The organism is Actinacidiphila sp. bgisy167 (genome assembly GCF_057707665.1).
Genome location: NZ_JBYIQP010000066.1, coordinates 20915 through 39492 on the forward strand (window position 1 = coordinate 20915; position 18578 = coordinate 39492).

Below are 18578 nucleotides of genomic sequence, written 5' to 3' on the forward strand. Positions count from 1 at the left end.
GAGGACCACACGGCGGTGCGGGGCCGGTCGCGGGCGCAGATCGGGGTGGCTCAGGCGCGGGTCAGCGGCAGGGTGGTGCAGCGCAGCGAGCCGGGGATCCGGGTGACCTCGCGGTAGTCGACGGTGAGAACCTCGAGTCCGCGTGCGGCGAGTTCCAACGCGATGCGGCCGCTGCCGGCGGCGACGATCACGCTGTCCGGAGCGATCGCGAGGACGTTGGCCTGGACGGCCCGCGCCTCTGCCCCAGTGAGGTCGATGAGATCGAAATGCTGCTCGAACCAGCTCAGTTCGGCGGGCGGGAAGACGGCGCGGTGGATCAGGGCGGTGCGGGGGGCGACGATGTTGAAGTGGTCGTCCAAGTGGACGATGCCGCTGGTGGCGAAGCGGACCGGTCGGACCTCGCGGTCGACGCCGTGCTGGGCCAGCGCCCGCTGCAGCGCCGCCACGCCCGCGGGTGACGTCTCTTCGCCGAGGCCGACCAGGACGGTGCCGGTGTGCAGGGCGACGTCACCGCCCTCGATGGTGCCCTCGTCCAGGTGGGCGACGTGCGGGGCGCCGGTCAGCAGCGGGGCGAGCGCGTCAGCCTCGGGGCGGCGGTGCGTGGCGTTCAGGCGCGCCATGACCAGGACGTGGTCGATGACGAAGGCGATGTCGCGGGGGTAGTGCTGGACCGGGCAGCCCGGCGCGGCGTCGAGGAGGGTCACCTCGGTGCCGCGGCCGCGGAGGAGGTCGATCAGGGTGTCCTGCTGGGCGCGGACGGTGGCCGGGTCGTACGGCTGCCAGGAGCTGGTGGTCTTCTGGCGGGTCAGGACGGGGTGGATGTCGGGGCCGTCGAGGTCGGTGGTGACGTCGCTCGCGTGGCGCATGGCGACGTGGCGCAGGGCGCCGTACTCGCTGGTGGCGTGCGGGGTGAGCACGATCATCTCTCCTGGGCGGGGTGCGGGACGGGTCGGAGGTGAGCCGGACGCGGCGCATACGGTCCCAGGAGGTGCGGGGTCCCGGGGGCCGGCAGGTCAGGGCTGCCGGCCCCCGGAGGTCTCGCGGGTGTCAGTCGACGAGGCACTTCTTCTGGGTGTCGGGGACCTGGGGCAGCCAGTGCACGGCGTCGTCGCGGAAGGACTGGTTGACGGGGACGAGATCGGCGCCGCTGGTGTCGTCCAGGGCCGTGACGACGATGCCGAGCTCGGGAACGTCGCTGTCGATCGCCGCGAGGCGGCTGCCGCAGTTCGGGCAGAAGCCCCGCTGGGCCTCGTCCTCGAACGTGGTGAACCAGGTCGGTTCGACACCGTTGGTCCAGGTGACGTTCTCGGGGGCGAATCCGGCCCACCACATCATCGGTCCGCCGCCGAGCTTCTTGCAGTGCCGGCAGCTGCAGGTGTGCGGGTAGACGGCCTCGCCCTTGACGGTGAAGCGGATCGTTCCGCACAGGCATCCGCCGGAGCGCTCCTGGGAGGCGGCGACGATGTCGGGGGTGGCGTTCATCAGTTCATCTCCGAGGCGCGGTGGGCGAGTTGAGCCCACCAGTGTGTCATCCCCTCGGTGATCGTCAGCCAGCCGTCAAGAGCCTGGGGAAGGTCGATGTGGAAGAGTTCACTCTCTTTGATGAACCGGGCCAGGCCCTCGATGTGGGCGGCCTCGACGCTCATGCCGGCTACCTGGGCGGCCTCGTGCTCGTCCTCGAGGTGGAGTTCGTAGTAGTAGTGCAGGGCCTTGAGCTCGCTGCCGCTGCGGCCGATGGTCAGCTCGCCGTAGCGGTTGGTGATGTCGCGCAGGATCTCGGTCTCGGCGATCGCCACGGCCTCGGTGGCGTAGTAGGCGCCGGCGATGTGGCTGGGCATGTGCGAGCCGACCATCCACTGGTGGAGGTTGACCAGCGTCTCGGTCTCGGGGGCGGGCACGTGGCCGTTGACGAGCAGGCCGAGGTCGGACAGCAGGGCGTTGGTGTAGAGGACGTAGTGCGCGGGCACCTTGCCGCGCTCGCCGCCCTCCTCCAGGTGGTTGCGGCGCAGCTCGTGGGCGAGCTCGGGGCAGTAGCCCTCCACGGCGGTGGCAGCCGCCTTGAGGTACTGGGCGTTGTAGCGGGCGAACACCGAGAGCTCCCCGATGTACATCCGAGCCTGTCGCTCGTTGAGGTCGGCGGCGCCGACCTTCTCGGCGATACGCGCGTACGCCCAGTCGACCAGCGGCGCCAGGTGCGCGGTGACCAGAGCGGCGCCGGAGGTGAACTTGCCCAGCAGGGTGCCGTTGACGGCGCTCTGCGTCTCGGGGTGGGCTTTCAGGTATGCCTGGACGAGGCTGTTGTCGGGGGTCACGCGTCGGCGTCCTCGGTGTCGGCGGGGCGGGGGGTCAGGTGCAGGCCGCCGGTGGCTCCCAGGGCGCAGACGGCCGTCAGGAGCGCGGCGTTGTCGGGCAGGACGAGGGTGTCGCCGCGGTTGAGGGCGGTGACGGCGTCCCGGTCCATCCCCGCGCCGTCGAGGGCGACGCCCGGCTGGTGGCCACGCAGCAGAAGCTGGCGGGAGTCGCCGTCGTCGGGCAGGGTGGTCACCTGGTAGGGGGCGATCACGCGGACCTCGGCGCCCGGCGTGACCTGCTCGGGGTCGAAGGCGTTCGCGGCTTCCTGACGGGAGAGGTCGCCCTCGACGAGTTCCCAGCCGCCGTTGCTCAGCAGCGTGGCCCACCGCCGCTCGGCGTGCTGGTGGGCCGCGTCGCGGACGCCGTCGGCGGCGAAGTGCAGGAGTTCGCGGCCGACGCCGGCCAGCCGGTCGGCGACGGCGCTGGGCCCGGCGGTCGTGTCCGCCATCGCGGAGGGCTCGTTGAGCGGGTCGTCGGGCCCGTCCCCGGCCAGGTCGGCGAGGACGTCGGGGATGATGCGGCTCTGCAGGATCTGCGCGTACGGGTAGGTGTACAGCGGCATGGCCACCGAGACGGAGAAGGTGTCCTGGGTTCCGACGTGGAAGACCCGACGGGGCAGGAAGAGGGCGTCGCCCGGCTCCAGCAGGAAGTGCTCGGCCTCCTGAAGCAGCGCGCGATAGTCGCCGAAGGAGGGCTGTTTGCCGCCGGTGAGCTTCTCGTACGTCTCGGCGGGCCAGCAGTAGAAGTTCTTGGCGTTCGGGCCGAGGTGGACGAGGAAGGCGTCCTCGTAGCCCTCGTGGATCCCGAAGGCGGTGCCCGCGTAGTTCCCTGCGAACGCGACCTGTTCGGCGCCACCCAGCGGCAGGCCCCACCCGTCGATGAGGGTCCCCAGGAAGGTGCCGAGGCCGGCGGCGAGTGCGGGGCTGACAGTCTCCAGGTTGTTGATGACCAGGGAGAACCGCTCGGCACCCACGAGGTCCTGCATCCACGGCACGAAGGCGTCCACGCCCCCGTTCCATGACGGAGCGGTCAGCGCCTGGGGCAGGAGGTCGTCGCGGCGCTCCTCACCGACGTAGACGCGGGCGTGCGCCTTGATGTCGGTGCCGGCGGTGTGGGCCCGGCGGATGGCCTCGAAGCCGGCCAGGGCCTCGTCCGGCCCGGCCGCGCTGGCGGGGATGATGCCCTTGAACAGGAAGGGCGTGGTCCGCCCAGTGGTGTGGTCGGGGAAGGTGCCGGTCCAGAAGGTCTGGTCGGGCGGCCAGGGGTAGGCGGTGTCCATCAAGGCTCTCCTGACGTTGGGGCGGGCTGCCGTGGCCGGAAACGGAAGGGAATGGGGTCAGTTGAAGTAGTCCTCGGGGCCGCCGCGGCGGACGGTGTCGAGGGTGAAGCAGTGGAAACCGCCGCCGAACAGGCGCCGGTGGCGGTGGCGGACCGGGACGACGGTGAACCCGCGGCGCTCCAGGACCTCGATCAGCTCCGGGTAGAGGGAGTTGACGACCACGGTGTTCTCGTCGATGGACAGCAGGTTGATGTCCATGTACCGGCTGCCGATGGGGATGACGAAGCCGAGGTCGCTGTAGTCCGGGAAACTGCGGTCGTCGGTGTCGGGGGCGTAGATCACGTCCCAGGACTGCATGTCCTCGGGCAGGTACTTCAGGTAGGCCGGGGAGCGCAGCAGCATCAGGCCGGGGCGCAGCGGGACCAGGACGCTGTCGATGTGGTTGTCGGCCATGGCGTTCAGGCGGTGGAACCGCAGGCCGCGGATGTTGTCCCGCAGCCAGCGCAGGGCGACTTCGTGGTTGTAGTTGGCGACGTTGACCAGGACGTCGCGGCCCAGGCGCATGCACTGCGCGCCGTCGAAGACCATCTCCAGGCCCAGGCCCTCAATCGCGCCGGCGCTTTCGCCGTCGGTGGCGCGGCTGACGTCCATGTTCTGGCGGGTGAAGTAGGCGGTGTCCAGGGAGTCGCGGGCCAGGGCCGGGCGCGGCATGCTCAGCCAGTTCGCCCCGTCCTGGTAGTAACGGTAGAAGGCGGGCTTGAGCAGGTCGTTCTCGAAGATGCGGGCACGGACGTGGGGTGCCGTCTCCACGATGGTGTTGCCGAGGATGATGGTCTGGTCGCGGACGTTGAGCGGCGGGGTGGCCCTGGCGTCCCAGTGCGGGGAGCGGATGTCGACGTCCTTGCCGGGCGCCGCGGGCCGCAATACCTTCACCCCGCATCCGGTCAGGGCGTCGGCCAGGCCGGCGATGTCCTCGTTGAGCTCGTCGACGAGCTGCGCGGGGATCGGCAGGAGCTCTTCCCCTGACGGGCTGGTGTGCCGGCCGAGGACCGGGGCGACGTTGTCGTAGAAGAACAGCCGCCACGAGGTGTCGGTGTGGTGGGCGTCGTAGTGATCGGCGCGGCCGAGGACGACTTCGTCGAGCCGGGTGAACTCGTCGAAGCTGTTCAGGGCCGGCGACGAGGCGGGCGCGGGCTGGGGCATGGTGGGCCGCCTCCTCGGCGGCGGGCGACGGCGCGCGCCTGGCTCCGGCCGCGCGGCCGGGGTGGGCGGTGCCGTTCGGGGTTCAAGGTCGGGCGGGGGAGGTCAGGCGGCCGAGGCGTGCCGACGTGAGGTGCAGGCGGCGGGGGCGGCGAGCCGGGTGATGATGTCCTCGATCACGCACGGCTGGTCGGGGGTGGCGCGGCGCCGGAAGAAGTAGCCGGAGCACCAAGGCACTTCACCGAAGCGTGGCAGGTGCTGCGCGGTGAGGGCGCGGGCCTCGGGCAGGCGCCGCCAGGGGATCTGCGGGCACCAGTGGTGGATGGGGTGGAACATGTCGTCGAGATGGCCGCCGAGCAGGTGCCGGGTGAGCCAGTGGGAGGTCCAACCGCGGGTCTGCAGGAGGATGTCGCCGTTCTCGATCAGCCCGGCATGGTTGCCGAGATCGGTGATCCAGGTGACGACGGGCCGCACCAGGACGAGGGGGGGCAGCCAGTAGAGCAGCAGGTACGGCACGCCGCCCACGGGCCACAGCGCGGCGACGACCCCCGCCCACAGCACTGCCCGGGCGGCGAGGGCCCGCCAGGTCTCCCCTGGCGCGCAGGTGAGCAGGGTCAGCACCGCGGTCTTCGGCAGCCGCCACAGGGCGTTGCGCACGATGACCCGCAGGACGAAGGCGCGGCGGCTGGGCGCCCGGCCCGCGGCGCGGATGTTGCCGGAGCGATAGGACTGGAACATCGGGTCGTCGTCGGAGCCGAGCTTGGCGTGGTGGACGTAGTGGCTGCTGCGGTAGGGCTCGAAGCCTTCGCCGAGCAGACCCGTCAGGAGGTAACCGACGATCCGGTTGGCGCGGCGGGTGGCCATGAGCTTGGAGTGCACGCACTCGTGGCCGAGGTTGGACAGGTGGCGCTGGCGCACCCCGATGTAGCAGACGGCGAGCAGGGGGCCAACGACGTGGCCGATGAGGTGTCCGGCGATCGCTGCGGCGGCGATCGCCATAAGGTCCCAGGCGACGTCCCACAGGCCGATGGTCGGGCGCCCGCAGAGCTTCTCCAGGTCGGCGATGAGCTGCTGGCCGAGGGCCTTGCGCACAGGGCCGGACGCTCCGGTGCCTTGGCGGGTCCTGCCGGCGGCGGGGCTGCCCATCAGTTCTCCAGTCGACGCGGTACGGATGAAAGGGGGGCCGGGCTCCGGCGCGCCCCCGCGGGGCGGGCAGCACGGGCGACCTGCCGTTGGCGGGCGCGCCGGAGTGCGACGAAGGGGTGGCTCAGCCGCGGGTCAGGCGGCGACGAGGGCGCTGTCGGGGCGCATGCCGGCCTTCAGCACGGGGGCGTCGGGGCGCATCCCGAGCTTCAGGTCCGCGGCGTCGGGGCGCATGCCGGCCTTCAGGCTGGGGGCGTCCGGTCGCATGCCGGCCTTCAGCACGGGGGCGTCGGGGCGCATCCCGAGCTTCAGGTCCACGGCGTCCGGGCGCATGCCGGCCTTCAGGCCGGTGTCCGGGGTCATTCCGGCCTTCAGGCCGGTGTCCGGGGTCATTCCGGCGGTAGCGGTCATCGAGTTCTCCCTGTTCGGTCGCGGGTGATCCGCGAGTCCGGGTGATCGGGCTGTGGAACTGCCGGGCCGTGGGTCCGGCGAGGTGCTGGACCGTCGGCTCGGCACGCCGTGGCGTGGGCGAACGCCGGGGTGGAGAGGGCCGCGCCGGAGCACGTCTCCTCCACCTGGGAGGAGCGTGGCGTGGCGGTCACGCCGGGCGCTTGGCCAGTCACGCTAGAACCGGGCCGAGGAGGGCCGCAACGGCTCTGGCCGTTGCGCCGGTTGCATGGGACCGTTGCGTCCCCGTTGCGCGTACACCGCTTTTGACCTGCGAAAACGACAAATTCTGTTCCTGAACGGGCCCTGTTTCGCGCCCGTTGGGCGCGGCAGGGCGGGCAGGAGGGCTTCTGCTGCTCGTGCGGGCGCGGCTACTTTTGTGGGCCCGCCGGGGACCCACACGACAGATCATCGTGGAGCCCGGATTCCCACGAACTCCACCTGGAAACAACGGCCTGAGGAGCACCCGTGCTCAACCCCGTCGTCATGAAGTCCGACCTGTTGTTCAGCCTGCGGGACACCCTCCGCGCGGAGACCTTCGTCGAGGTGACCACCCCGACCATGCGCAGAGCCGACCTCGGCCCGGGGCGACGTCTGCCGCTGGACTATGACGGCGGGCGGTTCCTGCGGGCGATGATCGGCCCGGCCCTGCGCGTGAACCTGGAGTACCACCGGCGCATCTTCGAGATCGGCGCGTGCTTCCGGCCCGAGAAGCCCGATGCGCTGCACGCACCCGAGTTCCAGATGCTCGACCTCTACGCCGCCGGCGAGGACTTCGACTTCCTCCTGGCGCTCGCCGAGAGGCTGATCGGCCCGCACCTCCCCTACAGCCCGCAGCGCGTGTCCGTCGCCGACCACGTCCGCGACCAGTTCGGCATCGACCTGCACCGCGAGCCCCTCGGCGACCTGCCTGCTCAGATGGCCGCCCACCTGGGCATAGGCGTGGACGTGCCGTTCAAGACGGTCCTCGGGCAGTACGTGGAGCGCGAGCTCGAACCCCAGAGCACCGGTGCCGCGCTGTTCCTGACCGAGTACCCGGTCGGTGGGGACGAGCCGTGCGCGCGGCTGACGCCCGGCACGACCTGCGTCCTCAACCGCTTCGAGGTCCTGGTCGACGGCATCGAGGTCGTCCACGGCTACGAGGACGAGCCCGACGGGGCCGCGTTCGTCGACCGGGCCCGCGCGGTGGACCTGTACGACGACGAGCAGGCCCTGGCCCGGGAGGCGATCGACACGGGACGTGTCCCAGGCAGCAGCGTCGGACTTGGCATAGGCATCGAGCGGCTGTGCATGGCCGCCTCCGGCGTCAAGGACATCAGCGTCTTCCAGCCCTCGCCCCAGTTCTGACCGATCAGGTCACTGTCCGGAAGGAGTGGCGATGGACCTGTCGCTGCGCCCGCTCGACGAGAGCGGCTTCGGCGCCGTCGTCGACGCCGATCTCGCGACCGACGCCGAGAGGCTCGCGCCCCAGCTGACGGCGGCCCTGCATCGGCACCGGCTGCTGATCGTGCCCCGCCAGCACCTGACCCACGCCGATCTGCTGACCGTCGCCTCCTGTTTCGGGACGGTGGACATCGGCGTCGACCGCCGGTACGCCGTCGGTGGCTTCCCGGGGCTGACCGTCATCAGCAACATCGTCGAGGACGGCAAGCACATCGGGGTCTACGACGGGGACAACGAGGAGGAGTGGCACGCCGACAACAGTTTCAAGCCCCAGCTCACCTCGGCGACGATGCTCTACTCGGTCATCACCCCGGCAAGCGGCGGTGAGACCCGCTTCGCCGACGCGACACGCGCATACGCCGGCCTCGCCCCGGCGGTGCGGCAGCGGATTGAGCCGATGCGCGCGGTGCACTCCGTCGAGCGGCTCGGCGCGCTGCAGAGCCAGGCCAGCGGCGGCCAGTCGTCGATCGCCGACGGGAGCCTGGCCGCGAGTCCGGAGGTCGTACACCCGCTCGTGCTGACCCACCCCGTAACCGGCGCCCGCTCGCTGCTGCTCGGTTCCATGGTGATCAGCGGCATCAGCACGCTCGCGGAGCAGGAGAGCCGCGCGCTGCTGGAGGAGCTGCTGGAGCACACGACCAGCGCGCCGTACGTCTACAGTCATCGCTGGGAGCAGGGCGACCTGGTCGTGTGGGACAACCTCGCCACCCTCCACACCGCCTCTCCCTGTGACAGTTCCCGCCACCGCCGGCTGCTGTACCGCGCCGCCGTCCGATAGCCGAAAGCCCGCGCGTTCACACCGCCGGAGGACCCGCGGCGAGAACACGAGGATGCCCCCGTAGCCGCCCCTAGGGTTTACCCATGACCGCGAAGGTTCCCCTGAAAGAGACCGCCCTCAACGCCGAGCGCATCGCCCGCATCGGCCGCGAAGTCCGGGCAGCGTGCGCCGAGTTCGACGCCGACACGTTCGTGGCGTCGGTAATGGCGGACCTTCCCCGGCTGGAGCTGAGCGCCCGGATCGCCCGGACCAGCCAGGGCCTGCACGACCACCTTCCGGTCACCGGGCCCGACGCGCTCGACATCCTGCTGCGCTCACTGCCGCCAACGCCCGCGGCCGCCGAGGTGACCAACGACTTCGGACTGCACATCTACTCGCCCCACTCCGACTACGTCTCCCGCTACCTGCGCACCGCCGAGCACCTGGAGCGGTCGCTCGCCGCGCTGGCCCGCATGACGGGGTACTTCTCCGCCGAGCTCCCGGTGCGGCACTTTCTCGCCGACTTTCCCGACGAGACGATGAAGGCCGTCAACGCGGGCGATGGCCAGGCCGGCGTTCACCAGGTGTTCGGTGATCTCGTTGTGCCGCTTCTGGGCGCTCTTGCGCTCGCGGCCGTCGAGGTTGAGTTCCTCATCGAAGGCGTCGAAGGCTCCCTTGGTGCTGTCGCTCATCGTGCTGTCGTGCTCGTTTCTGCCGGCCGGGTAGATCGTGGTACCCGGTGCCGGCTCCGGGGTCCCGTACGTGGTGGGGCGCCCGGGGTGGGTGCCTTCGCTTGGGACAGACGACGTAACTCGGCGGTAGTGCGACGGGTGTGACGAGAGGGTTCAGTCGCAGTCGCGGCAGCGGCTGCTGGCGCCGTCGAACATGGCCGCCGGATGGACTACGAAGCAGGCCTTGCACTGGCGCTCGGACACCTTGCGGTCGCAGCCGCAGCAGCCGCAGTCGGGGCACGGGGCGGACTCGCAGCGTGCGCAGGCGCGGGCGAAGGAGGTGAAGTCCTCCCCACAGTGTGCGCAGGTGTAGCTAGCGGGCTCGGGGCCGTTGTATCGAACGGAGGGCGCGAAGGTCCTCCAGGGCGCGAGGTCGGTGACGGCGACGGCCAGGACGTAGCCGTCCATGGCCGCGGTCTGCAGGTACAGCTCCTCACCGGCGACGGCGCCGTCACGGTAGGCAAGCCGGCCACGTCCCTCGGCGTGTCCCTGGCCCGACAAGGCCGTGCGCAGGACCGGGACCTGGCTCTGGTCGCTACCGCGCCGCAGTGGGGGCAGGCCGTGGGAGGCACCGAAGGCGAGGATGCCGTCGCGGTCGAGGAGCAGGATGTGGCCGGGAGCTGGGAGGCGTTCGCTGGCTTTCACGCACGCCGCCATACGGGAGGCATTGCTCACCCGCCACAGCGCGACTGCGGCGTCCGCCGTGGGGCCGACGGCAGTGATATGGCGATCGGCGAGTGTGTCGGGCAGAAGGATGTCGGCGGCGAAGGCATCGCAGGCAGCATCCTCCAGGGCGGCGCCACCGTCGGACTCGGCAAGCAGCACGTCCATCAACTCCACCACGGTCTGCTGCAGGTGGTGGCCCAGCTCATGGAGACCGGTGAACTCGCGGCGGGCCAGGCTGGCAGAGGTGGCGACGGCGAGGACGGCAGGAGTGCCAGCGAAATAGGCGCCGGAGACACTGCAACCGCCGCTGGAGCGATCGTCGGGTACGTCCCTGACCTCAAGGCCGGGCCACTGCCGCAGCTCGTCAAGGGCGCCGTCGCCCAACCGCTCGGCAGCGCCGGGGTGGTCGCGCTGCAGAACGGCGAGCATGGCCTTGGCCTGGGTACGGGCCGCGGCACGGCGCAGGTAGTCCATCACTCGCTCTCCGGGCCTAGGTGAACGTGGAAATAGCGGTCTACCCGAGCAGGCCAGTCCGCTTCCGCAGGGCGCTCCTGACGCGCTGCCAGTGTGAGTGTGGCAAAGAGTGCCTGCCGGCGGGCTTCCTGTTCAGCGGTTCCGGTGAGGTGGGCGAGCCGACGGATCTGTTCGCGGCGGGCGGGGCGACTCAGCTCGTGCACCAAACGGTCGGGCAACGGCGGATTGGCAGCCAGGATCGCGTCCGCAGACATGCCCAGGGTCGGTGCGAGGAGGCGAGCTTCGGGCGGGGTGAGCGGTGCCTGCGCGCGCAGCAGCGCGAGGGCGCGCGGTGGCTTGATGCTCAGGCGATGGATCAGTTCGGTGGGACCCAAGCCGCACTGCTTCAGCAGGGCAGGCAGACCGCCACTGCCCCGAGGCGCCCAGCGCGCCGTCGCCAGCACGTCCATGGTGTCGGCGAGGGTCGAGCGGAATTCGGCCGCCTGCGAGGCGTGACTGGGAAGGGGGCTGCCATAGCGGTACCCGGAGGCATCCGGGGCGGGTGAGCCGTCGGCTTCCAAGGGAACGGACAGCTCGCTGACCTGCCGGTCCAGGACATACCACGGGAGACGCCTACCCAGACCGCACCACAGGGCAAACGGCTGCTCCAGGGTGGAAGCCTCGGCGGGCAGCAGCACCGTGTCGGAGTCATGGAAGCGTGTCTCCAGGGAGACCGGCAAGGCGTGCACCGCAGTGTCATCGACCGCCGCGATAGCCACAACCTCGACGACGCCTTCCCACACAGCGCGCCAGATCTGGCCCGGTCGGGGATCACCCGGCGCTGCCGCCGCCGCGGTACAGACCGCATCGGGAACATGCAGCTGGGCGGCTGTAGCGCGCAGCCGCTCATATGCGCTGCTCGATGCCTGGCTCATCGGGCGGCCCCATTCCTCTCGGCGGTCTGTTCCCACTATGGACAAACGACGTCACTCGCCGAACGTCAGGGGGGTTCACTGCTGCGGCGCAGCAGCGCTGCGGCTACCTCTCGGGGATCGCTACCTGCAGCGGTCAGAGCCAGCATGAGCTTCTCACGCAGCGCATCCATGATCGCGGACGTCTGTCGGCGCCCGAGTCCAAGCAGGACGGAGACTTCTGCCGGATCGTCTTCCAGGAGCGACAGGAGCCTCCGCTCCTGCGAGGACATGTCGGCCCAGATTTCCCCGGCTACGGTCTCGGCCTCCACGGGAACGGTCCCGTGTTCCGGATCGATGGCAGAGTCGATGAGCGCGCCATCATCCGCGTACAGCGCGATGAACTCGGCAGGAGCGAGTAGCTCGAAGCGGGCTTCAAGAACCTTGGCCAGTTCTTCCTCCCGGACCGCTCCACCTGCTGCCTCCAGCACTCCGGTGAGTACGGCCATCAGGGCGCGCACGGTTTCCCTGGGAGTCGGCCCGGAGTGGTTCCAGGCAGTGATCCATACTCCACGCACTTCCCAGGCGGCTTTGACCAGTTCATCAAGATCGCCTTGCCAGACGGCGCCGGGCGGATGAGAGGTCAGGGCCCACCGGGGCGAAGTACCAGCCACCGCGCGAAACCGACTGTCCGCGCCAAGGCGCGCGGCGAAGCGCCGCCGCAGCTTTCCCCGCTCGGTACGTTTGGCTTCGTCGATCAGGAAATTCCTGATCGACGTGAAGAACATCTTCTCCAGGGAGGCGTCGTCGACCGTCTTCAGGAAGCAGGTCAGGAGGAAGTTCTCGCCTTTCCTGCTGATCATCTCGAACAGGAGCTCGTCGACGGCCTCGTCTGTCCACGCGGCATGACCTTCGGGCGGTGGGAATCCCTGGGATCGTGCCACCTGACGCCCGACGCGTCGCAGCAACTCAAGACCCAGATCACCAAGCTGGCCGTACCGTGCCAGCTCCTCGTGCGCCCCGCCCGCCATCGACCACCTCGGCCTCACCCTGCGGACTGCGCCGTCCGCACTGGCCTCTTCCTATACACCTCCCGATGCCCGGACGGGGATCCGCCACGCCGGTTGGGTCAGCACGAGGATGCTCGCCCGGCTGCGAGCGGCGATGCGTGAGAACACTCTGGGCACGGACGAGCGGCAGGCCCGACCCGCCGTCCGGCCGATGGGCCATACAGCGAGTTCGCTCTCCCCGCGTCCGCCCTCCGGGACGATACCCAGCAGGCGGTGGAGATCCGCTGTGACCACACGTCCGCGTTGCCGAGCTTGAGGAGCATGACCGGGTACTCGCCCCGCTTCGCCAGCGCGTAATCCGTGCTGCGGCCGATCGTCAGCGCCTTGTTCGCTGTGTCGAGGTCGACGGCGACAGGCAGAGCGAGCAGCCCCCGCGGGGCATCCCCCTGCCTCTCCGTCCCAGGGACTTTGCAGGGACTTTCAGCGCTGTCAGAGGGACTTCCGAGGGACTTTCCGCCGCCTAACGCGGCAAGCCCCCGAAAGACCGGAAAGGGCCTCCGACGCAGGTCAGAGGCCCTTTCCCAAGCAAAGCCGCAGGTGGGGGCAGACGAGTCGAGCTGTACGCCGGGTTCTGTCCCCGGTCGGCCTCGCGGCCGGCCGGGCGACGGCCATCCATCTAGGACCGGCGTTGCCGCCGGCCTCGTGCGGTCTACCCGCGGACTCGGGCGGGCAGCCCTCGAACGTCCGCGCAGGACCGTCTCGCGACGGTCCCTCTTGACCTTGCTCCGGGTGGGGTTTACCTAGCTGCCCAGGTCACCCTGGGCACTGGTGGTCTCTTACACCACCGTTTCACCCTTACCGGGAGCCTTGCGGCCCCGGCGGTCTGTTTTCTGTGGCACTGTCCCGCGGGTCACCCCGGGTGGGCGTTACCCACCACCCTGCCCTGTGGAGCCCGGACGTTCCTCGGCAGGACCGAGGTCCTGACGCGGCCGCCCGCTCGGCTCGTCTGCCGTGGTGACCATGGTAGTCGACGGGACGGCCGGCCCGGCGCAGGGCGGGACGAGGCAGGCGCCGGGCCCGCCTCGGACGGCCGTAGGCTGCTGCACGAGGAAACGTGAAGGAGAACCACCGTGCTCGTCCTGCTACCGCCGTCCGAGGGCAAGGCCTCCGACGGCAACGGCCCCGCCGTCGACCTGGGGACCCTCTCCCTGCCCGGGCTCACCACGGCCCGAGCGACGGTGCTGGACGAGCTCGTCGGGCTCTGCTCCGGCGGCGACGAGGACAAGGCGGCGGACGTGCTCGGGCTCAGCCCCGGCCTGCGCGGCGAGATCGCCCGCAACGCGGGGCTGCGCGACGCGCCGACCCGGCCGGCCGGCGAGATCTACACCGGCGTGCTCTACGACGCCCTCGGCCTCGGCACCCTGGACGCCGCGGCCCGCCGCCGCGCCGCCCGGTCCCTGCTGGTCTTCTCCGGCTTGTGGGGCGTGGTCGGCGTCCGCGACGCGATCCCGGCGTACCGCTGCTCGATCGGCGTGAAGCTGCCCGCGCTCGGGCCGCTCGCCGCGTACTGGCGCACGCACCTCGCCGAGGCCCTGCCCGACGCGGCGGAGGCCGCGGGCGGCGGCCTGCTGCTCGACCTGCGGTCCACGGCGTACGGGGCGGCGTGGAAGCCGGCACCGCGCAGCGCGCTGGCGGGGCGGACGGCGACGGTGCGGGTGGTGCAGGCGCAGACGCGCAAGGTCGTCAGCCACTTCAACAAGGCGACGAAGGGGCGGATCGTGCGAGCCCTGCTGGAGTCCGGGGCGCGCCCCGAAAACCCCGACGCGCTGGTCGTGGCGCTCCGCGACCTCGGCTTCACGGTGGAGGTGGCCGGCCCCGGCCGCCTCGACGTGCTGGTGACGGACGTCCACTGAGCGCCGCGCGGGGCGTCCCGTATCCCGTGCGACGCCCCCACCGGCGGTCGGCCACCCGGGACATGGGGCGGGCGGGGGGCACCCCCGGTCCCGCCCCGTGCGCCCCGAGCCGCGCGCGACGACGGCCGCGTCAGCGCAGGTGGGACGTGTCGTTGAGCAGTCGCAGCGACGCGTTCCCGTCCCCGTAGTACGCCACCGCCGACAGCGCCGCCGCCGACAGCTCCATCCGGAACAGCGACTCCGGCGGGGCCCCCAGAGCGAGCCGCACGAGGGTCTTGATCGGCGTGACGTGGGTGACCACCAGCACCGTGCGCCCGGCGTAGCGGGCGATGAGCTTGTCCCGGGCCAGGGCGACCCGGCGGGCGACGGCGGCGAAGCTCTCCCCGCCGGGCGGGGCGGCCTTGGCGGAGCCGAGCCAGGCGTCGAGTTCGGCCGGGTGGCGTTCCTTCACCTCGGCGAAGGTCAGCCCCTCCCATGCACCGAAGTCGGTCTCGCGCAGCCCCTCGTCGACGCGTACGTCGAGCCCGAGCCGGTCCGCCACCAGCTGCGCGGTCTGCCGGCAGCGGGCCAGCGGTGAGGTGACGACGGCCTGGACGGTGCCCCGGGCGGCGAGGGCGTCGGCGACGCGCTGCGCCTGCCGGCGGCCCTTCTCGGAGAGGTCCGGGTCGTCGCCTCCGCTGCCGGAGAAGCGCTTCTCCGCGGTGAGCGGGGTCTCCCCGTGCCGCAGCAGCACGAAGGTGGTGGGCGTGCCGAGGTCGGCCGCCGACGCCCAGCCCACGGGCGGGGCCTTGAGTGCCTCGCCGGCCGTGGCGGCCGCGCCCTCACTCGCGCCGTCGCCGACCGGCACCGGCACGGGCTCCGTGGCGGCGGTGGCCAGTGCTGCGGCGGAGCGCCCGGGCTCCCACTGCCTGCCGCGTTTGCCCGCGTCCATCGCCTCGTTGGCGAGCCGGTCGGCGTGCTTGTTCTTCTCGCGCGGGATCCACTCGTAGCTGACCTGCTCCGCCGGCAGGAGCGCCTTCGCCTCGGCGGCCAGCGGCCGCATGTCCGGGTGCTTGATCTTCCAGCGGCCGGACATCTGCTCGACGACCAGTTTGGAGTCCATCCGCACCCGCACCCGGGCCTGCGGGTCGAGCGCGCACGCGGCGCGCAGCCCGGCGATCAGGCCCCGGTACTCCGCGACGTTGTTGGTGTGTGTGCCGATGAACTCGGCGGCCTCGGCGAGGACTTCGCCCGTGGCGGCGTCGCGGACGACGGCGCCGTACCCGGCCGGTCCCGGGTTGCCCCGGGACCCGCCGTCGGCCTCCACCACGAACGTACGGGCCATTACAGACCCGACTCGGGGGTGCGGACGAGGATGCGCCGGCAGTTCTCGCAGCGCACGACCTCGTCGGCGGCGGCCGCCCGCACCTCGTTGAGCTCGGTGATGTTCAGCTCCAGCCGGCAGCCCTCGCACCGCTTCTGGTAGAGCCGGGCGGCGCCGACGCCGCCGGACTGGGCACGCAGCTTGTCGTAGAGCTTCAGCAGCTCGGCGGGGACCGACGCGGCCATGATGTCGCGCTCCTTGACGACCGTGGAGCCCTCGGCGTCGATCTCCCGCAGCGCGCTGTCGCGGCGCGCCTCGGACTCGGCGGCCTTGGCCTGCACGGACTCCAGGCGCCCGGTCAGCTCCTGGACCCGCTCCTGCAGGCCCTCGCGGCGTTCCATGACCTCCAGGACGACGTCCTCGAGGTCGCTCTGCCGCTTGGCGAGCGAGGCGATCTCGCGCTGCAGGTTCTCCAGGTCCTTCGGGGAGGAGACCGCGCCGGAGTCCAGCCGCTCCTGGTCGCGGACGGCGCGCTTGCGCACCTGGTCCACGTCCTGCTCGGCCTTGGTCTGCTCGCGGGCGGTGTCGCTCTCCTGGGTCTGGGCGGCGACCAGCAGGTCGCGCAGTTGGGTCACGTCGGAGCCGAGGCGCTCGATCTCCGCGTGCTCGGGCAGGTTCTTGCGCTTGTGTTCCAGCTGCGCGAGGCGCGAGTCGAGGGCCTGGACCTCGAGCAGTCGGATCTGGTCTGCGGGCGCGGCTTTCAGCGGGGGGCTCCTGAGGTCGTGGGTTCGTCAAGGGGAAGTGCCGGGGCGTGGGCCGTCCACGGGTCGGTGACGGCGCGCGAGACATAGGTGCGCAGCGCCCAGCCGTGCCGCTGCGAGAGCTCGTCGAGGCGGCGCGCGGCCTGGGCGCACCAGGGCCATTCGGTGGCCCAGTGGGCGGCGTCGACCAGCGCCGGCGGGCCCGCCTGCTGTGCCTCGGACGCCGGGTGGTGGCGCAGGTCGGCCGTGAGGTAGACGTCCACCCCGGCCCTGCGCACGTCGTCGAAGAGGCTGTCGCCGGAGCCGCCGCAGACCGCGACGGTGCGGACCTGCCGCTCGGGGTCGCCCGCGACGCGCAGTCCGGTCGCGGTGGCCGGCAGGCCGGCCGCGGCCCGGCGGGCGAACTCCGCCAGCGTCACCGGCTCCGTCAGCTCGCCGACACGGCCGAGGCCGCGGCGGCCCGCCGGGTCGGCGGGGTCGGGCACGAGGGGGCCGGTGACCCGCAGGCCGACGGCCTCGGCGAGGGCGTCGGAGACGCCGGGGTCGGCCCGGTCGGCGTTGGTGTGCGCCACGTGCAGCGCGATGTCGTTCTTGATCAGGGTGTGCACGACGCGGCCCTTGAAGCCGGTCGCCGCCACCGTCGTCGTCCCGCGCAGGTAGAGGGGGTGGTGTGTGACCAGCAGGTCGGCGCCGACGGCGATCGCCTCCTCCACGACCTCGAGGACCGGGTCGACGGCGAACAGCACGCGGCCGACCTCCGCGTCCGGGTCCCCGCAGACGAGGCCGACGGCGTCCCACTGCTCGGCCCACGCCGGGGGCCAGAGGGCTTCGAGGGCGGCGATGACGACGGACAGTTTCGGCACGGGTCGAGGTTACCGCGCCGCCGCCAGGCCGCCGGAATCCCCGGGCTGGTCATGAGCACATCGAGCATCCGAAGTCCGGCGGAAGGAGACGGGAGCCACTCTTACGTGTGAAGACGACCGACTCTTGTCGGACGACCGGGCGTGCGAAAACTAGCGTCGTGGCGTGGAGGTGAGCGACACCATGACAGCCTGCGCAACCGAGACCACCACCGTGCGGCGGGCCGCGTTCACGATCGCCGCGGACGGCTCCTACGCCGCCTGCCTCGCCCAGGGACCGGGCGGCGACGGCTGGTATCCCGAGCGCTGGACGCTCGGCGGGCCGGAGCCGTACACCGTGCCCCTGCCCGGCAACCAGCCGGAGGAGCAGTGCTCCGAGGTGACGCCGCTGCCCGACGGCCGCGTGGTGATCCGCCGCCGGGTCGCCGACCGCCACGACATCGTCCTGCTCTACCCGGCCGGTCCGGGCACCGGCGAGCATCTCGTCGGCTCGCTCCCGGGCGGGGACGCGGAGGCGCGGCTGCTGCCTCCGGTCGCCTCAGGCGAGGTGTACGCCCTCACCTACGACCCGGTGCGCGAGATGTCGGCCGTGTGGCTCGTCCACGACGACCAGGCGCTGCGTCCACGCCGGCTGGCGGAGGTCCCGGGGCGCTGCGGGGGCGGCGCGTGGCTGGACCGGACGGGGCGGCTGCTGGCGCTCGACCGCGAGGCGGAGGGGACGGTCAAGACGGTCGCCGTCGACCTGGAGCGGGCCGGGGCGGTCAGCCCGCTGCTGCAGATCACCGAGGCGAGCAACGACCGCCTGCTGCTGGCGGAGCCGGACAGCGGGCTGCTGGTGGTGCGCAGCGACGCCACGGGCGAGGACCGCATCGGCTGGGGCGTGCTGGGCAGCCGGCGGCCCATGCGGTTCGCCGAGTGCCTGCGCGTCCCGGACGCGGTGCTGACCCCGTTCGCGGCGCAGCCCGGCCAGGTGCTGATGCCGGAGGCGTGCGCGGTGGCGCTGCGCGCGGACGGTCCGCACGGCACGTCGATCGTGGTGTGGCGGCCCGGGGAGCGCCGCGCGACCTGGCTGTCGGCGCCGGAGGGCTGGCTGGCCGGGGCGGGGCTGTGGTCGCCCGGGGGGACGCTGCGCCTGCCGTACGCCTGTGCGCACTGTCCGTGCGGTGCCGCGGAGTACCAGGCGCCGCCCGCGGTCCCCGTCCCTGCTCCGGTGGGGAGCGCGGCGGAGGGCGCTCGCGCGGACGTTCCGGAGGGCGGCCGCACCTGCCCCGTGCTCCCGTTGCAGAAGGCGCTTCTGGCGACGCGATCTTGAGTGGGTACACTCTTCCGGCGTTCCGCGCACCCGCACG

Annotated in this window: 18 protein-coding genes, 1 other RNA gene and 1 pseudogene; 5 read left to right on the forward strand and 15 right to left on the reverse strand. The window is 71.7% G+C overall.

What is annotated here, in order from left to right:
* Positions 1–50: 50 nt before the first annotated feature.
* The 7 genes from AC3ET4_RS22790 to AC3ET4_RS22820 form a co-directional block, all read right to left on the reverse strand.
* Complete coding sequence (locus AC3ET4_RS22790) at positions 51–923, reverse strand: dimethylarginine dimethylaminohydrolase family protein (RefSeq protein WP_431952310.1); 873 nt, start codon at positions 921–923, stop codon at positions 51–53.
* A gap of 124 nt (positions 924–1047) precedes the next feature.
* Positions 1048–1482 carry a GFA family protein gene (locus AC3ET4_RS22795; protein WP_431952312.1) on the reverse strand — a complete coding sequence of 145 codons (435 nt, stop codon included), beginning with the start codon at positions 1480–1482 and terminating at the stop codon, positions 1048–1050.
* Complete coding sequence (locus AC3ET4_RS22800; protein ID WP_431952314.1) at positions 1482–2312, reverse strand: DUF3865 domain-containing protein; 831 nt, start codon at positions 2310–2312, stop codon at positions 1482–1484. Before AC3ET4_RS22800 ends, AC3ET4_RS22795 begins: the two co-directional genes overlap by 1 nt.
* Positions 2309–3631, reverse strand: a complete 1323-nt coding sequence (locus AC3ET4_RS22805) for a JmjC domain-containing protein (RefSeq protein ID WP_431952316.1) — start codon at positions 3629–3631, stop codon at positions 2309–2311. Before AC3ET4_RS22805 ends, AC3ET4_RS22800 begins: the two co-directional genes overlap by 4 nt.
* 57 nt (positions 3632–3688) lie before the next feature.
* Positions 3689–4834 carry an inosamine-phosphate amidinotransferase 1 gene (locus AC3ET4_RS22810; RefSeq protein WP_431952318.1) on the reverse strand — a complete coding sequence of 382 codons (1146 nt, stop codon included), beginning with the start codon at positions 4832–4834 and terminating at the stop codon, positions 3689–3691.
* A gap of 102 nt (positions 4835–4936) precedes the next feature.
* Positions 4937–5977, reverse strand: coding sequence for a fatty acid desaturase family protein (locus AC3ET4_RS22815; RefSeq protein ID WP_431952320.1), 1041 nt, complete (start codon positions 5975–5977; stop codon positions 4937–4939).
* A gap of 132 nt (positions 5978–6109) precedes the next feature.
* Positions 6110–6385 (reverse strand): hypothetical protein, encoded by a 276-nt coding sequence (locus AC3ET4_RS22820; RefSeq protein WP_431952322.1) that lies wholly within the window; start codon positions 6383–6385, stop codon positions 6110–6112.
* A gap of 504 nt (positions 6386–6889) precedes the next feature.
* Between AC3ET4_RS22820 and AC3ET4_RS22825 the strand changes: the two genes are divergently transcribed.
* The 3 genes from AC3ET4_RS22825 (at position 6890) to AC3ET4_RS22835 (ending at position 9457) form a co-directional block, all read left to right on the forward strand.
* Positions 6890–7768, forward strand: coding sequence for an amino acid--tRNA ligase-related protein (locus AC3ET4_RS22825; RefSeq protein ID WP_431952324.1), 879 nt, complete (start codon positions 6890–6892; stop codon positions 7766–7768).
* A gap of 31 nt (positions 7769–7799) precedes the next feature.
* Positions 7800–8642, forward strand: a complete 843-nt coding sequence (locus AC3ET4_RS22830) for a TauD/TfdA dioxygenase family protein (RefSeq protein ID WP_431952326.1) — start codon at positions 7800–7802, stop codon at positions 8640–8642.
* A gap of 83 nt (positions 8643–8725) precedes the next feature.
* Positions 8726–9457 (forward strand): hypothetical protein, encoded by a 732-nt coding sequence (locus AC3ET4_RS22835; RefSeq protein WP_431952328.1) that lies wholly within the window; start codon positions 8726–8728, stop codon positions 9455–9457.
* Between the two features lie 9 nt (positions 9458–9466).
* On the opposite strand, the gene AC3ET4_RS22840 is transcribed toward AC3ET4_RS22835, so the two are convergent.
* The 5 genes and pseudogenes from AC3ET4_RS22840 to rnpB form a co-directional block, all read right to left on the reverse strand.
* On the reverse strand, positions 9467–10492 hold the full coding sequence (locus AC3ET4_RS22840; protein ID WP_431952342.1) for an ImmA/IrrE family metallo-endopeptidase: 1026 nt from the start codon (positions 10490–10492) through the stop codon (positions 9467–9469).
* Positions 10492–11406, reverse strand: coding sequence for a hypothetical protein (locus AC3ET4_RS22845; protein ID WP_431952330.1), 915 nt, complete (start codon positions 11404–11406; stop codon positions 10492–10494). Before AC3ET4_RS22845 ends, AC3ET4_RS22840 begins: the two co-directional genes overlap by 1 nt.
* A 65-nt stretch (positions 11407–11471) precedes the next feature.
* Positions 11472–12413 carry a hypothetical protein gene (locus tag AC3ET4_RS22850; protein WP_431952332.1) on the reverse strand — a complete coding sequence of 314 codons (942 nt, stop codon included), beginning with the start codon at positions 12411–12413 and terminating at the stop codon, positions 11472–11474.
* A gap of 237 nt (positions 12414–12650) precedes the next feature.
* Positions 12651–12820, reverse strand: a pseudogene (locus tag AC3ET4_RS22855) (integrase); the annotation flags it as partial.
* A gap of 176 nt (positions 12821–12996) precedes the next feature.
* An RNA gene (gene rnpB / locus AC3ET4_RS22860) (RNase P RNA component class A) lies at positions 12997–13397 on the reverse strand.
* Between the two features lie 125 nt (positions 13398–13522).
* Here rnpB and yaaA point away from each other — a divergent pair.
* Entirely contained in the window at positions 13523–14305 is a 783-nt protein-coding gene (yaaA, locus tag AC3ET4_RS22865) for a peroxide stress protein YaaA (protein ID WP_431952334.1), read from the forward strand.
* A 130-nt stretch (positions 14306–14435) separates the two neighbouring features.
* On the opposite strand, the gene AC3ET4_RS22870 is transcribed toward yaaA, so the two are convergent.
* From AC3ET4_RS22870 to AC3ET4_RS22880, 3 genes are read right to left on the reverse strand one after another with little or no spacing between them, the layout of a single operon-like run.
* The gene (locus AC3ET4_RS22870) at positions 14436–15629 is read right to left on the reverse strand and encodes a bifunctional RNase H/acid phosphatase (protein WP_431952336.1); all 1194 of its coding nucleotides are present in this window, start codon (positions 15627–15629) and stop codon (positions 14436–14438) included.
* Complete coding sequence (locus tag AC3ET4_RS22875) at positions 15629–16372, reverse strand: zinc ribbon domain-containing protein (protein ID WP_431952344.1); 744 nt, start codon at positions 16370–16372, stop codon at positions 15629–15631. The genes AC3ET4_RS22870 and AC3ET4_RS22875 overlap by 1 nt, the downstream gene beginning before the upstream one ends.
* A complete protein-coding gene (locus tag AC3ET4_RS22880; protein WP_431952338.1) occupies positions 16369–17232 on the reverse strand; it encodes a Nif3-like dinuclear metal center hexameric protein in 864 nt (287 codons plus the stop codon). The genes AC3ET4_RS22875 and AC3ET4_RS22880 overlap by 4 nt, the downstream gene beginning before the upstream one ends.
* Before the next feature lie 181 nt (positions 17233–17413).
* Between AC3ET4_RS22880 and AC3ET4_RS22885 the strand changes: the two genes are divergently transcribed.
* Positions 17414–18541 (forward strand): hypothetical protein, encoded by a 1128-nt coding sequence (locus AC3ET4_RS22885; RefSeq protein WP_431952340.1) that lies wholly within the window; start codon positions 17414–17416, stop codon positions 18539–18541.
* Positions 18542–18578: the final 37 nt, after the last annotated feature.